This is a genomic window from Paenibacillus sp. Y951, assembly GCF_056786395.1.
This window is the reverse complement of the sequence record NZ_JBXCIY010000008.1, coordinates 42536-57969: the sequence shown is the minus strand read 5'-3', so window position 1 is coordinate 57969 and position 15434 is coordinate 42536. Positions and strand designations below refer to the sequence as shown.

Below are 15434 nucleotides of genomic sequence, written 5' to 3'. Positions count from 1 at the left end.
GAATAGGGGCGAGTATTTCATGAAAATCGAAAGTCGTTTGGCACAAATTGGTTCACAAAAAGATACAGTAACGGGAGCTGTAAGCTTTCCCATTTATCAGGCAACGGCATTTCGTCATCCAGCGCTAGGTGAAAGCACTGGCTTTGATTATGCAAGAACGAAAAGCCCTACACGTTCCGTATTAGAGGAAGCAGTAGCAGAATTGGAATCTGGAGATGCGGCTTTTGCTTGTAGCTCGGGTATGGCTGCCCTTCAAACAATCTTTGCTTATTTCAGTTCAGGTGATCATCTTATCGTATCTCTTGATCTATATGGTGGCACATACCGCCTATTGGAGCGTGTTATGTCTCGCTTTGGTGTAACTGCAACCTATGTAGATACGAACAGCTTAGATGATTTGCAATCCAGCCTACTATCTAATACGAAAGCAGTACTAATTGAAACGCCAACTAATCCATTAATGATGGTGACTGATATTGAGAAGGTAACGACGTGGGCGAAGGCGAACGGTCTACTTACGATTGTGGATAATACATTACTTACGCCATACTATCAACGACCGATCGAGCTTGGTGCAGATATCGTTATTCATAGTGCGACGAAGTATTTGGGTGGTCATAATGATGTGCTTGCAGGTCTTATTATTACGAAGGGCGAGGCATTGTCAGCGGAGATGGCTTTTCTGCATAATTCCATAGGCGCCGTACTTGGACCGCAGGATTCATTTTTACTTGCTAGAGGGATGAAAACTTTAGCATTGCGGATGGAACGCCATCAAGCGAATGCGACAGCCATTGCGAATCATTTGGTCACTCATCCTGCAATATCAGAGGTGTTCTATCCTGCTCTCGCAACTCATCCTGGGCATGATATTCAGAATAAGCAAGCGTCTGGTAATACCGGGATATTCTCATTCAAAGTGAAGGATGCACGTTATGTAGCTCCAATACTACGACATGTGAAGTTGATTGCATTTGCAGAAAGTCTAGGTGGGGTAGAGTCGCTAATGACGTACCCTGCTGTGCAAACTCATGCAGATATCCCACTGGAAATCCGTCAAGCGATTGGCGTCGATGATCGCTTGCTGCGATTCTCTGTTGGGATTGAGCATGTGGAGGATCTGATCGCGGACCTAGATCAAGCACTAGCAGCCGCTGTGGAGGAAGTTCAATAAGCGGACTTTGATAACGATGATTAGGCTAACGTAGCTTATTCGACATCGAATATGAAGCGAACTTGGAAAGTACGGTTCGCGTGTACCAATAACGTACACTTGCGCTTCCGCCTTTCTCAAGTAGCGCGTCATCTTCTCGGTTCTGAAAGCCCGCTTTTTGAACCTTGATTGGAAGCTTCGGACAATTGATCGCTCGTGTACTCGTACCGTACACATTGCTGGGTTCTGTTACATTGCTTTTGATAACGATGTATATGCTGACGTAGATTATTCGACGTCGAATATGAAACGAACTTGGAAAGTACGGTTCGCGTGTACGTAATCATGTACACTTGCGCTTCCGCCTTTCTCAAGTAACGCGTCATCTTCTCGGCTTGCGAAAGTCCGCTTTTTGAACCTTATTGGAAGCTTCGGACAATTGACCGCTCGTGTACTCGTACCGTACACATTGCTGGGTTTCGGCTACGAGTACCAAGCATGTACCAATATATTGAAATCTATGGGCTGTATTGCTTGTAAACTGTGAAGTTTACTGGCTGTACAGCTTTTTTTTGTTTTTATGCGTACAAGGTTTATATAATTTATTGTATGTATGCCAAACTCTTCCCTGTATATACAGTGTCCACTGACCATATACTTTAGGGGAGAAAGGAGTGATCATATTGAGTATACTAACGATTTACTTCCCCAGTCATCGAGAGCAGCATTTGCAACCGCTAATTCACCAAATTAATGAGCAACTGTTGACCTATATACATAATACTGACCAACGGAAGAAGCGTGACCGACAGCAAGTTATCGCATTACCAATCCAATTGGAGGTGGATATGGTAAGTAAGAAGCTGACATTTGTTGCCCAAATGCCGCAGTTTCAGCTATTGCTGCATGGACCGATGCTTTATCAATTAGTATCCAAATTATTAGGTCGCTTTATTGTTGAGCACTTTGAGGCAAATCTGATCCAATTATTACTCCAACAACGCTGTAAGAAGAACAATATTAAGCCTGCTACGGTTGAACAATATGCTTATAATATTTTGAATAATGACCCTTGGGAGCCGCTTGGAAAGAAATTTACGGAGGAAGACCGACAACGTAGAGCTAATAAAATTGCTGAAGAGCTTAATCAACATCTAGAGATCAATTCGGAGCTACATCTCGATGGTTATGTCGCATTTCGAATGCATAGCTACAAACGTGAATTGAAAGAAGTTATCGAATATGCGCTGGATGAATATATACTTGATCAGCAGTACGAAGAATTTATGATGTTATTGAAATATTTTGTACAGCTGCAGGAGACCCGGATAGACATTGTACATTTAGTGCAACAAAATGGAAATAGCTTTATACTCTGTGATGATACTATGCAACCTTTAGAAATAAAGCAAGAGAATGATCGGATTGTTGCTGAGATGCTGGAGACTGAGATTAATATTGAAGATATTGTAATTAGCTCATTAATATCGGCTTCACCGCAAAAAATAATGATTCATGCTAAGCATCATGACTACCAAGTTATTCGTACTGTTAAGACAATTTTCGGTGATCGTACTCAAGTATGCACAACATGCCCCATGTGTCGTAGTAATCAAGAAGAGATTATTCCGTTCCAATAGCTACTGAAGTTGTACACACCTTGACGAAAAGGATTGAAATATTTATAATGTTGAATATACGAAGAACATTTCGCGATGTTCTTACTACTTATAAGCAATAGCAATGACGAAGACAAGCAACTATGCCGCACAGGCTCAGAGATAGGAAACTAGGCTGAAATTTCCTTCCATGATGCACATAGCTGTACCACTTCTTAGCTGTATAGCAGAACGTTCTTACGAACGAAGTAAGTTATACCGGATATCTCCGTTATCAGATTTTTACGAGGACTGCAATTGATGTAGTTGAAGTAGGGTGGAACCACGAGCTGACAAGCACTCGTCCCTTTTTGGGATGTGTGCTTTTTTTGTGCTTTGTAACGTGTTTAATAATGCTTAATCACAACAATGACAATGAAAGTTGAACCTCATCTCAATGCTCGCTTGATGATATTAGCAGGGCAATAATCGCTCAATTGGTAAAGCTTCTAAGTTGCTTTTTATGAACAAGAAGTAGATTCTAGAGGGATATAAAAATTTTTGGAGGTCGTATGTAATGAGTATTAATGTAACTTTCCCCGATGGCGCTGTACGTGAATATCCGGTAGGAACAACTACTGAAGATATTGCAGCATCGATTAGCTCTGGACTGAAAAAAAATGCAATTGCAGGTAAAGTAAATGGTAAAGTCGTAGACGTATATGCACCGATTGAAGCTGACGCGACGGTTGAAATTGTTACTGTTGATAGTGCGGATGGTCTGGAAGTATATCGTCATAGTACAGCTCACCTTATGGCGCAAGCGATCAAACGCATTTACAAAGATGCAGATATTAAGCTTGGTATTGGTCCAGTTATTGAGGATGGTTTCTATTATGATCTTGATATGGAGCAATCACTTACTCCTGAGGATCTCGTGAAAATTGAGAAAGAAATGACTCGCATTGCTGGTGAAAACTTGCCAATTCGTCGTCGTGAAGTTTCGCGTGCAGAGGCGCTAGCTATATTTACTGAGCTGCAAGATAATTTGAAATTAGAATTGATTAACGATCTTCCAGAAGACTCCGTTATTACAATGTATGATCAAGGTGAATTCTTCGATCTATGTCGTGGACCGCATCTACCAAGCACAGGACGTATTAAAGCATTCAAGCTACTTAGCGTAGCAGGTGCTTACTGGCGTGGAGATTCTAAGAACAAAATGCTACAACGTATTTACGGTACTGCATTTGCTAAGAAAGCAGAACTAGATGAGCATCTTCATTTCCTAGAGGAAGCGAAAAAACGTGACCACCGTAAACTTGGTAAAGAGTTGAAAATGTTCACATTCTCTCGTGAAGTTGGTCAAGGTCTACCGCTATGGTTGCCTAACGGTTCCAAAGTTCGCAGAACAATGGAGCGTTATATCGTTGACCTTGAGGAACGTCTAGGCTATGAGCATGTATACACTCCAGTTCTTGCTAACGTCGAACTTTACAAAATTTCTGGTCACTGGGACCACTACAGCGAAGATATGTTCCCTCCAATGCAAATGGATAATGAAGAGCTTGTCCTTCGTCCGATGAACTGTCCGCATCATATGATGGTATATAAGAGTGATATGCGTTCTTATCGCGATCTTCCAGTTCGTATTGCTGAGATGGGTACAATGCACCGTTATGAGATGTCAGGCGCGCTAACTGGTCTTCATCGCGTACGTGCAATGACATTGAATGATGCTCATATCTTCTGTCGTCCTGATCAAATTAAAGAAGAGTTTGCTCGCGTTGTTAACTTAATTCGTAAAGTTTACGAGGATTTCGGCATTAAAGAATATCGTTTCCGTCTATCTTATCGTGATCCTAAGGATACTGAGAAGTACTTCCAAAATGATGAGATGTGGGAAATGTCACAGCGTATGCTTCGTGAAGTAGTTGAAGAACTTGAGCTTCCATTCTTTGAAGCTGAAGGCGAAGCTGCTTTCTATGGTCCTAAACTTGATGTACAGATCAAAACTGCACTTGGTAAAGAAGAAACATTGTCTACTGCACAATTAGACTTCTTACTACCTGAACGTTTTGAGCTTGAATATATCGGTGACGATGGTAAGAAGCATCGTCCAGTCGTTATTCATCGTGGTATTATTAGTACAATGGAACGTATGACTGCATACTTAATTGAAAACTTTGCAGGTGCGCTTCCACTATGGTTATCTCCAGTTCAAGCTAAAATCATTCCTGTATCTACTGTATACGATGAGTATGCAATGAAAGTGAATGATCTATTGCTGGAAGCGGGTATTCGTGTGGAGAAGGATCTTCGTAATGAGAAGCTTGGATACAAGATTCGTGAAGCGCAGCTAGAGAAAGCTCCATATATGCTTGTTATCGGTGAGAATGAAAAAGAAGCGGGCACTGTCGCCATTCGTAAACGTGGCGAGGGCGATATTGGTTCCATGCCAATTACTGAGTTCATTGCTCTAGTACAACAAGAAATTGCAAATAAAGCTCAATAATATTGTATTGAAAGCCGATCTGACTTGTCAGATCGGCTTTTTCTCTCTAACAATCTCGAGAAAAGCATTCATTTGTGGAGATATCCAACGCTCAGGACTATAGCAGACAAAGATCATGCGGGATGGGAAATCTTTATGAATATCCTTGCAAGCAAGCTTACCCAACGCAACTTCTTCTTGAATAGCGGTATGGGAGATAAAAGTTATATTGTTACCATGCATAAGCGTACGTTTAATGGATTCTAAAGAATCCATCTCCATGCCGTTAGTTAATGTGATTTTGTTTGTTTGCGCCCAATGATTGGTCATTTCACGTGTTGTAGATTGTGAACCGTGTAGTAGAAAAGGGTAAGCTGCAAGCTCTTCAGGTTGCAGCGATGACGTATCGGAAAGAGAAGACATATTGAACTTGGGAGCTATATTATTTGAATCCTCTGTTCGGTCATTACGACCTGTTGCAGCTTGATTGATATCAGCTTTTCTTGCAAGTGGATGGTCTGCAGAAAAGGCGACGACAAGCTTATCATCACAAATTTCTTCGTAATACAGTCCGTCTTCGGTGTTGGCTTTTTGAGCGGATATGAAGCCGATGTCAATTTGTCGCTCTGCTAACATTTGGCGAATGACAGGTGCAGTGCGTATCGTAAGTCGCACCTCTACTTCAGGGTATGTTTCTCTAAATTGATGAATCCACATAGGAAGCAAATAGGTACCTGCTACGTAACTTGCTCCAATATGAAATATTCCCTTCTCAGGTGAGCGTTGCTCAGCCATTATACGTCCTGCTTCAAGTCCCAGTGCTCTAATTTTCCGCGCATAATGAAGTAATGCATTTCCAGCACGAGTGAGTTTATATCTACCGCCATATGTTTCAAAGAGTGGTACACCATATTGCTCCTCTAGACTTTTCATATGAAAGGTAATCGTCGGTTGCTTGACGCCCAGTGCGTCTGCGACGGCGGTTATTTTTTTATGTTGATCAAGTAATACAACAATATCTAATTTAATAAAATTCATGTTGGATTGCCTCCAGTAGAAGATTTTGTACCTCGGAGTATAGATTATCTCTATGAGAATGTAAAGATACTAATAGTTTATTTAATAAACACTTAACACTACGAAGATATCCAGCTGATGAATAAAGATTAATCTGTAGACAAGCAAGAAAAGACGAGATGGGAGTGAAGGACATGGAGGTGGAATTAAGTGGCGTAACCAAAACATTTGATGGCACGGCTGCGCTTCATCCGCTCAATTTGAAAATAGCTTCAGGAACCTTTACTACATTACTCGGTCCATCGGGCTGTGGTAAAACAACGCTGTTACGGTTGATTGCCGGGTTAGAAGGCCCCGACAGTGGAGCGATACGAATCGGGGGTAAGCTCGTTTGCGATGCCGCCAACGGTATCAATTTACCACCACAGCAAAGGGAATTAGGAATGGTATTTCAGGATTTTGCACTGTGGCCGCATATGACAGTATATGAAAATATTGCATTCGGACCTAAGGCGCGGGGACGACGCAAGGAGGTTGCAGAGCAAGTGGCAGAAGCTATTGAAGCTGTGCGTTTGCAAGGGTTCGAGAAGAGATACCCACATCAGTTATCTGGAGGTCAACAACAACGTGTTGCCTTTGCTCGTTCGATTGCATCTCGCGCTAGACTCATTCTGTTTGATGAACCACTTAGTGCACTTGATGCCTTACTTCGAGATGAAATGCGCGAAGAGCTTGTTCAGATGGTGCGTAAATTAGGTTTGACTGCCATTTATGTTACGCATGATCAAACGGAAGCTATGTCGATGTCAGATACAATTATCGTCATGAAGCAAGGAGAGGTTCTTCAGCGTGGTAAGCCAGAGGAAATCTATCATGCACCTACTCATCCATTTGTTGCTCAATTTGTAGGTCGTTCCAATTGGGTGGAGCCAAATATTCGAATGGTGAGACCTGAAAATGTCCGTTGGATAGCAAGATCTGGTGATCGTATATTTGAAGGTATTGTTACTCGAGTTTCATATTTCGGTGATCGCTATGAGGTAGCAGTGAGGCTGGCAGATGATACGATCTGGACAGCTTATCATAACGAACGGATGACCCTTGGTCAAAAGATTCAGTTAGTTGCGGCTGAGCAGCATATTCATACGCTGGGAGAAAAGTATCGATCTATAAATGAAATATCAATGGAAAAAGAGCAAGGCAAACTTAGGGAGGTTATTAACCGATGAAAGCAATGAAAAACAATGTAATGAGATTGGTATCTTGGCAATGGTCGCTCGCGATGTTATTGATTTTGAGTAGTGTACTTACAGCTTGTGGTAGTAATAACAACACGAATAGCAATCGTACAAATGCAACGGAGAAGCCCCCTGTTACTCAATCCACTGAACAATCTGAAAATAAGGGAGCTACACCAGCACCATCTGGAAAAGTTGTCGTTTATACTGCTGGTCCAGAAGGGCTAGCTACAAAAATTAAAGAAGGCTTTGAAGCGAAATACGGAATTACAGTTGAACAATTTGACGGTACAACTGGTAAAGTGTTGGGCAGATTGGAAGCGGAGAAAAGCAATCCGATAGCAGATATTGTAGTCGTAGCATCTTGGCCAACTGCTATGTCTATGAAAGCAGATGGTTGGGTACAAGGCTATGCGGACGCAGAAAATGCTGATAAGATGCAGTCTGGCTGGGTAGATTCCGATTATCATTTGTTCGGATACAGCGCTTCAGCACTAGGCATAACTTACAATACTAAATTAGTTACAGAGATCCCTACTGATTGGACTGATTTGACAGATTCTAAATGGAACGGACTAGTTAATATTCCTGATCCTTCATTGTCAGGTTCTGCCCTTGATTTTATATCTGGATACCTGAATGATGAGGGGGATAATAATTGGAGCCTATTCGAGGATTTGAAAGCAAATGGCGTAGCGATGGCGGGTGCTAATAAGGAAGCACTTGATCCAGTTATTACTGGAGCTAAAAGTGCGGTAATGGCTGGTGTAGACTACATGGCTTATAGTGCGAAAGCAAAAGGTGAGCCGGTTGATATCGTTTATCCTGAAAGTGGAACAGTTATTAATCCGCGTGCAGCAATGATTATGAAAACTTCACCAAATGTTGAAAATGCCCGTTTGTTCATCGATTACCTTCTATCTGATGAAGCACAAGCACTTGTTACTGGTGCATATTTACTGCCAGGAAGAGCTGATATCAAAGCGGAGAATAGAACGAATATTGAAGACATTAAGCTATTGAACTATGACTGGAACTGGATGAGCGAACAAGGCGAAACAATTAGCGAACAATTTCTGGAGCTATTCAAATAAGTTATGAATAACTTATTTCGCGGGGGGCTACGGCTCCCCGCTTCCTCGTGGAGAATGCTAGTGGGGCTGTTATTGCTTACATTGTTAGTGGCAGTTCCATTAACAATGGTATTACTGCACAGCGTGTTTCCTAATGACACATTTGATGCGTTCGCTCCGTTAAAAGTGTTGTCTGATCCAGGTCTTATCTCTATTTTTTGGAACTCTATTGTGCTCGGAGGATGGGTCGTTCTAGGCTCTACATTGCTAGCTTTACCAATGGCTTTTTTGTCAGCTAGAACGTCAATTGGTCGTCACGCTTGGCTTGACGTAGTTCTTATTATTCCTTTCATGACACCACCCTATATCGGCTCAATGGGATGGATACTCTTCATGCAGCGACGCGGCTTTGCAGAACAGTTGTTTCCCGCTGTTGCGTGGATAACTCCCCACTTTTTTAGCTTGCTCGGGATGGTCGCCATTATGAGCCTGCATTTGTTTCCTTTCCTGTATCTCATTTTGCGCAATTCACTTATGCGCATAGGAGGCTCGTTGGAGGAAGCAGGGAGTGTTCATGGTGGCAATATGTTTTATTTGTTACGACGAGTCATATTTCCGTTATTGTTAGGCAGTTATGCTATGGGAGCTTTACTTGTGTTTGTTAAGACCATTGCTGAATTTGGAACACCTGCGACATTTGGGCGACAAATTGGCTATTACGTATTAACTAGTGAGATTCATCGGTTTACTTCAAGCTGGCCAATAGATTTTGGTAAAGCTACGTCATTAGCGTCCATTTTACTTGGAGCTTGTCTAATATTTTGGTATATACAGAATGTTATTAGTCAAAAGTATCAATATAAAACGCTAAGCGGGAAAGGTATGCGCACTCGGATGTTGCCTTTGCGTGGCTGGCGATCGATTTTTGGCTGGGGTTATATTGGTTTATTATTACTATTTTCTATTGGGATTCCTTATTTCTCGATTATCGTTACTTCATTGCAAAAGTTAAGAGGTAATGGTCTCGCCTGGACTAATATATCTCTGGAACATTATATGGAGCTACTCCGGCCAGGTTCAAAGGGCTGGCAAGCATTAATCAATAGTATGGGACTGGCTGCTATAGCTGCAACTGTTGCTGTTCTTATCGGTACTTTTCTAGTATTGCAGATGGGAAGCTTAAAGCGTTGGTCTCAGCGTAGTCTAGATATGTTGAGCCTTCTACCGAACACCGTTCCTGGCATTGTTATCGTAGTTGGATTAATTTTATTATGGAATGCACCTTGGATGCCAATTTCAATTTATAACACATACTCAATGGTTGTTCTCACCTATGTAGTGTTCTTTTTACCTTACTCCGTGCAATATGTAAAAGCATCGGCGGGGCAGATTGATAGTAGTTTATTACAGGCAGGAAGAGTGTTTGGTGGTCAACCATTTTACATTTTTCGGAGAGTTATATTGCCTTTGCTCGTTCCTGGTATTTTGGCAGGTTGGATGATGACTTTTACGATCTCAGCCCGTGAGCTAGTGGCTTCATTAATGGTACTGCCACCGTCTATGCAGGTGACTGCTACGTATATATTCGGTCAGTTTGAGCAGGGCGAGGTGTCATTAGGAATGGCTATGGCAGTTGTCTCCGTCGGTTTGACAACTTTAGTACTGGTTGTAATGAATCATCTAGGTGCGGACAGAAAGTGAGGAGATTTATGCAACAACATCTTAAAGTGGATGTATGGGGAGGAGCAGGTGAGCACGGAAGGTCTTGTTACCTGGTAGAGGGCGATGAACTATCGATATTACTTGATTGTGGTGGCAAGAAGGAATATGGTGGCGAATATCCGCGAATCGTAGCAGAACAAGTACGTTCATTGAACGCCGTATTTCTTTCACATGCGCATGAAGATCATATGGCGGCTCTACCTCTACTATTACAGTATGGGTATAAAGGGGATATTTGGTTAACGAAAGAAACTTACCGGCAATTGCCAGCGTATGCTCGTGCTTGGTGCTCTTACGTACAGTCGCATGGTAAGGAAATGCCTTATGAAGTAGCGGATTGGGAAAAACTACACTATCGCTTTATTGATGATGAATTACAAGCGGATGGTTGGGTGTCGATTTTGCCAGGGCTACGACTTTGCTTTGGGCCAAGTGGACATTTACCTGGTGCAGTTTGGTTGCTACTTGAGCTTGAAGGTAGTTTAGTTTTTTATTCAGGCGATTATAGCTCAGAGTCATCCTTATTACAGTCAACGATGCCAGGTCAATCGTTATTGAATGGACAACAAATTGATATAGCGATTGTAGATGCTGCGTATGGTGATGCAGCAGAGGATCAGTCTTACCATGTGGCACAGCTAATTGAAAAGCTAGATATTGTACATCAACGAGGAGGGCATGTGTTACTCCCCGTTCCTTTAATTGGTAGAGGCTTAGATCTTATTGTGGAAATAAATGAACGACTACCAAAGTTACCTATTTCAGCGGAGTTAAATTTAATTAATGAATGGGAACGGTTGATTCAGTGTGAGACTTCGAACCAGTGGTTGCGCAGTGACTCATTAAGCAAGCTTGATGAAGCACTTAGTAAAGTGCGACAAATTGCAGGAGAGGCAGAGCGCAGGGGACTACTCGGAGGTGATCCACATATTATTTTATCAACAGACGGGATGCTGCTTGCTGAGCCAGCACGTAGCTATGGAAAGTGGTTAAGCAACAGTTCAAAACATGCGATTGTATTTACAGGTCATCTGAGTGAAGATGCTCATCTATTTGCTGGAGCGGGATGTGAAATTGTCTCCTGCCGATATAAAGTGCATCAAGGATTGCCTGATGTTCAAAAAATGTTGCTAGAGCTACAGCCGTTACAAGTATTATTGGTTCATGCTGGAGTCGATAAGACTGAACGATTGATTAAGCATTTAGCTAAGCTTGGATATATTAAAGTACAAGGTCAGTTATTACAGCAATATATTTGTTGAAACGATTCCCTTACCTCCCAAAAAAAGGCGAGTAAAATGATGCATATGAAAATGCCAATTGCTCATACTAGTCTAGGGAGGTGATTACAAATGGCTAACAATAAAAATAAACAATTTGCAAAAAGTAACATTCCACAAGGCACTCCACAAAGCCAGATACAAGATACGGAGTTTTCACAAGAGATCAATGTTAACGAGATTAAGAACCAAAATTCTTTATCGAGACAAAACAACAAAAAGAACAAAAATTAGGTTAGATAATATAATGTACAAGAAAGAGAGGCTGAAAAGCCTCTCTTTTTTGCTTTTCGATATTATTGGTCAAAGCATGAATTATTTGTAGCAATAAGAAAAGTACTTATATTGTACATATTACAGTGGGAAATATAAGCTATAATTATAGTAATAGTTAGATTGAATGTTTTTGGTTGGAAAAATATTACATAATAAGTTTGGTGCTATCGTTGAACGTAGAACGGAGTGTAATTATGACGCTATATGGTGTGCTAGTGTTTGTACATGTATTTTCAGCAATTTTGGGTATGGGTCCAGGGTTTATATTAACCTTTATCGTATCGAAGGCTAATACAATGAGCGAATTGAAGCATGCTTATTCTATTCGGCATCGTATCCATATCATTGTTATGATTGGTGGAACGTTGCTATTAATTACGGGATTATGGATGGGCATATTACGACCTTATTTATTTACAGGTGGATGGTATGTCATAAGCTTAGTGCTATTTTTGGTTGCTTTAGCGTTCGGACCGTTGGTATTATCACCAAGGTCGCGTCCGATTAAGCAATTGTTGAAAGATCATATAGGTGAAGAAATTCCCAATCAGTATTACACATTATCGAAAAAACTGTTTTTCTATGAACATATTGAAAATGTAATATTTATAGTAATAATTATATTAATGCTTACGAAGCCTTTCTAAGTGAAAACAAGCTAATTTTAGAAGACGTGGAGCTAGTTGAGTCTGCATCGCAAAATAGATTAACATCAATAAGCACTCGTCAGCTATTTTGCGATTGCTTTTTCGTATTGAATAAAGTTGCGTCAAACAACTCTGTAGCAACTTCGATTTCCCGCTCTCAGTCTCTAGACCGAGAACAATTTCAATCTATCGACGCTGTGTGGAATTGTTAAATTTAGCTATACTACATATATAAGAACGACGAGAGGATGGATGTACAATGAAACGCTCATTTTTTGATAAATACGGTGTTGGACTAATTATTATTGTGGTCGGTAGCTGGTTTCTGGGGAAACAGCTTGGTTTTATCCATTTTGGACTTGGTAGGATCATTACTATTTTAATAGGCGTTATGGTTATATATTACGGCGTGAAAATGATTACGCAAAACCGTAAGCATGAGGAGCAGAGCGATTCCACCTGGAATAAATACAATCCGAATATGCAGCCACCGCCGCCTTTACATGAAGATCCAACAATGAAGGGTACAGATTATGAAGATGACAGATATTCATCTCAGCACGGACCAACCTATGAGGAGTCGCCACCATCTTCATCCCGTTCCAAATGGAAAAACTTTGGACATGATCATTCATACGACCATACATTTGATGAATTCGGTGATCACAAAATAAATAAGTCTACGTTTATTGGTGATTTTCACTTTGGCAAGCAGCACTGGGAGCTTAAACCGATGAATTTATCAGCATTTATTGGAGATACAACAATCGATCTGACCAAGGCACAAATTCCATACGGAGAAACTCGGATTATTATTTCAGCGTTTATCGGTGATATTAAAGTATTTATACCGAATGATGTTACGGTTGGGGTAAGAGTACAGATGAATGCATTTATCGGTGAGAGTAAATTTCTAGATCAACGCGAAGGTGGAATTATGTCGTCGCAATTGAATCAGCAAAGCAGTCATTTCAATGAATGTGACCGAAAAGTAGTGATTGTCGTCTCAACATTTATTGGTGATGTAAAGGTGAAGAAAGTAGGGTAAGCTATGGCTTCTATTAAACTGAATAAAGTTAAAGCATTTTCGCTTGCTAATCGCGTTCTGCTACTGTCGATTAGTTCTACAGTGATCGGGCTGGGACTTTATATATTGTTAGAGCCATATTATCATACGATTTCCCTTTGGCTTATAACAGTTGTAATAACGGTACTTTTTAGTGCCGTTCTTGCTCATTTTATTACTAGAAAAGAACGTAATAGTTTGGAACGATTAGAATATGCGATCAAAAATGCAGTTAACGGTGATTATGGTGCAAGGGTGCATTATAATAATGATGATCCGCTAACCGAACTGTTTGAACCGTTTAATGAGTTTCTTGAACAGACTGAGCAAAAGCTATCGTATTTGCAAGTATTAGGTGAAGCGCGCGTGCTGCAGGAATCTGACTCGATCGAGTCTGCTGTGCTGGAAGAGCGTAAGCGGCTTGCTCGTGATCTGCATGATAGTGTAAGTCAGCAATTATTTGCCATTCATATGTGTGCATCATCCATTACAAAATTGCGCGAGGTCAATCCGGAGCAAGCGGACCAAGTCATGCTACAGCTTGTTACGATGTCGAGTACCGCTCAGCAGCAGATGCGGAAATTTATCGCACATTTAAGACCGATGGAGTTAGAAAATCGCAGCTTGCAAGGTGCATTAACACATTGGTATCCTGATTACTGTCGGCAAAATAATATACAAGGTAAGCTAGAATATCGAATCGAGGAGACTTTGTCTGAAGCGAAGGAGCATCAGCTGTTTCTCATTATTCAAGAGGCAATGGCCAATATTGTAAAACATTCGCTAACAGAGACCTGTCAATTAACATTATATGAGACGGATAGTCAAGTTATTATGACGCTACAGGATGATGGAATAGGCTTTAAGCATGAAGCATTATCGCGAAAATCATATGGTTTATCGACGATGCAAGAGCGAGCGCAGAAGCTGAGTGGCTTGACTGAAATTATTAGTAAAGAAGGTAGAGGTACAATTGTCAAAGTAACGATACCTAAGCTGAAAGAGAAGGAGTTACAGTCATGAGTGGGGATGAGCAAGTGAAAATAATGATCGTCGATGACCATGATATGGTGCGATTAGGCCTGAAAACATATTTGATGCTAGAGCCTAGTTTTTCAGTTATCGCAGAATGTAGTGATGGGCAAGCAGCACTGCAATTTCTACATTCCCTAGATGAGACAGAGCATCCAGATCTAATTTTAATGGATTTGATGATGCCCGTAATGAATGGAATTGATGCAACGCGCAGTATTGTCATGCAATACCCTACCATGAAAATAGTGATGCTGACAAGCTTTCTGGAAGACGATAAAGTATATCAATCGATTGAAGCGGGAGCAATTAGTTATGTGTTGAAAACCGTTTCTGCGGAAGAGTTAATCTTTGCTTTGAAGGGCGCACTTAAAGGGATGCCTGTCATGACAACGGAGGTTTCACAGTCTTTGACGAGAGGCTTGCGTGTCCAACGTAGTCAGCAGGGGGACGAAAGCTTTACTGAACGAGAGCGAGAAGTGCTGCTACTCGTTGCTGATGGCATGTCCAATAAAGAAATCGCTGAAGAGCTTCATATTAGTATTAAAACGGTCAAAACTCATGTTAGTAATTTGTTGATGAAATGTGAACTTGATGATCGCACGCAATTAGCAGTACTTGCTCACCGTAAAGGTTGGGCTAATCGCTAGCTCCGAGAACAAATTACTGTTCCAATCGAAGGCTACTCCGAGAACAAATTGCAGATCCAATCGAAGACCGCTCCGAGAACAAATTGCTGTTCCAATCGCCGTTGTCCTCGGATTTATCGTTATAGCATTGGATGTATAAATCCGAGGACAAAAACGAACGCATACCACTAGCAATTAGTTCTCTCCGC

At 41.2% G+C, this 15434-nt stretch carries 14 protein-coding genes and 1 other annotated feature; of the genes, 12 read left to right on the top strand and 2 right to left on the bottom strand.

Annotated elements, in window-relative coordinates; translation table 11 throughout:
• Positions 1–19 precede the first annotated feature (19 nt).
• Positions 20–1174, top strand: coding sequence for a PLP-dependent transferase (locus tag AC1TPB_RS13270; protein ID WP_482076942.1), 1155 nt, complete (start codon positions 20–22; stop codon positions 1172–1174).
• Positions 1175–1199: 25 nt separating this feature from the next.
• Here AC1TPB_RS13270 and AC1TPB_RS13265 read toward each other — a convergent pair whose 3' ends face one another.
• Complete coding sequence (locus tag AC1TPB_RS13265) at positions 1200–1388, bottom strand: hypothetical protein (protein WP_482076941.1); 189 nt, start codon at positions 1386–1388, stop codon at positions 1200–1202.
• Positions 1389–1836: 448 nt separating this feature from the next.
• On the opposite strand from AC1TPB_RS13265, the gene ytxC reads away from it, so the two are divergent.
• Both ytxC and thrS read left to right on the top strand, forming a co-directional pair.
• Positions 1837–2793: a sporulation protein YtxC gene (ytxC, locus tag AC1TPB_RS13260; protein ID WP_482076940.1), complete on the top strand. Its 957-nt coding sequence runs from the start codon at positions 1837–1839 to the stop codon at positions 2791–2793.
• Between the two features lie 94 nt (positions 2794–2887).
• Positions 2888–3123, top strand: a binding site (T-box leader).
• Between the two features lie 205 nt (positions 3124–3328).
• Positions 3329–5266 (top strand): threonine--tRNA ligase, encoded by a 1938-nt coding sequence (thrS, locus tag AC1TPB_RS13255; RefSeq protein WP_482076939.1) that lies wholly within the window; start codon positions 3329–3331, stop codon positions 5264–5266.
• Between the two features lie 27 nt (positions 5267–5293).
• Here the strand turns inward: thrS and AC1TPB_RS13250 are convergent, their stop codons facing one another.
• The gene (locus AC1TPB_RS13250) at positions 5294–6283 is read right to left on the bottom strand and encodes a LysR family transcriptional regulator (protein WP_482076938.1); all 990 of its coding nucleotides are present in this window, start codon (positions 6281–6283) and stop codon (positions 5294–5296) included.
• A gap of 173 nt (positions 6284–6456) precedes the next feature.
• On the opposite strand from AC1TPB_RS13250, the gene AC1TPB_RS13245 reads away from it, so the two are divergent.
• The 9 genes from AC1TPB_RS13245 to AC1TPB_RS13205 all read left to right on the top strand — a co-directional run bounded on the left by AC1TPB_RS13245 (position 6457) and on the right by AC1TPB_RS13205 (position 15246).
• Positions 6457–7491 (top strand): ABC transporter ATP-binding protein, encoded by a 1035-nt coding sequence (locus AC1TPB_RS13245; protein WP_482076937.1) that lies wholly within the window; start codon positions 6457–6459, stop codon positions 7489–7491.
• Positions 7492–7496: 5 nt separating this feature from the next.
• A complete protein-coding gene (locus tag AC1TPB_RS13240) occupies positions 7497–8594 on the top strand; it encodes an ABC transporter substrate-binding protein (RefSeq protein WP_482077063.1) in 1098 nt (365 codons plus the stop codon).
• A gap of 3 nt (positions 8595–8597) precedes the next feature.
• Positions 8598–10274 carry an ABC transporter permease gene (locus tag AC1TPB_RS13235; RefSeq protein WP_482076936.1) on the top strand — a complete coding sequence of 559 codons (1677 nt, stop codon included), beginning with the start codon at positions 8598–8600 and terminating at the stop codon, positions 10272–10274.
• A gap of 8 nt (positions 10275–10282) precedes the next feature.
• On the top strand, positions 10283–11557 hold the full coding sequence (locus AC1TPB_RS13230) for an MBL fold metallo-hydrolase (RefSeq protein ID WP_482076935.1): 1275 nt from the start codon (positions 10283–10285) through the stop codon (positions 11555–11557).
• 90 nt (positions 11558–11647) lie between these two features.
• Entirely contained in the window at positions 11648–11809 is a 162-nt protein-coding gene (locus tag AC1TPB_RS13225; protein ID WP_482076934.1) for a hypothetical protein, read from the top strand.
• 236 nt (positions 11810–12045) lie between these two features.
• Positions 12046–12498, top strand: coding sequence for a DUF2269 family protein (locus tag AC1TPB_RS13220; protein WP_482076933.1), 453 nt, complete (start codon positions 12046–12048; stop codon positions 12496–12498).
• A gap of 259 nt (positions 12499–12757) precedes the next feature.
• Positions 12758–13546, top strand: coding sequence for a cell wall-active antibiotics response protein LiaF (liaF, locus tag AC1TPB_RS13215; RefSeq protein ID WP_482076932.1), 789 nt, complete (start codon positions 12758–12760; stop codon positions 13544–13546).
• Positions 13547–13549: 3 nt separating this feature from the next.
• Positions 13550–14587: a sensor histidine kinase gene (locus tag AC1TPB_RS13210; protein WP_482076931.1), complete on the top strand. Its 1038-nt coding sequence runs from the start codon at positions 13550–13552 to the stop codon at positions 14585–14587.
• On the top strand, positions 14584–15246 hold the full coding sequence (locus tag AC1TPB_RS13205; protein ID WP_482076930.1) for a response regulator: 663 nt from the start codon (positions 14584–14586) through the stop codon (positions 15244–15246). The genes AC1TPB_RS13210 and AC1TPB_RS13205 overlap by 4 nt, the downstream gene beginning before the upstream one ends.
• The last annotated feature ends 188 nt before the right edge of the window (positions 15247–15434 follow it).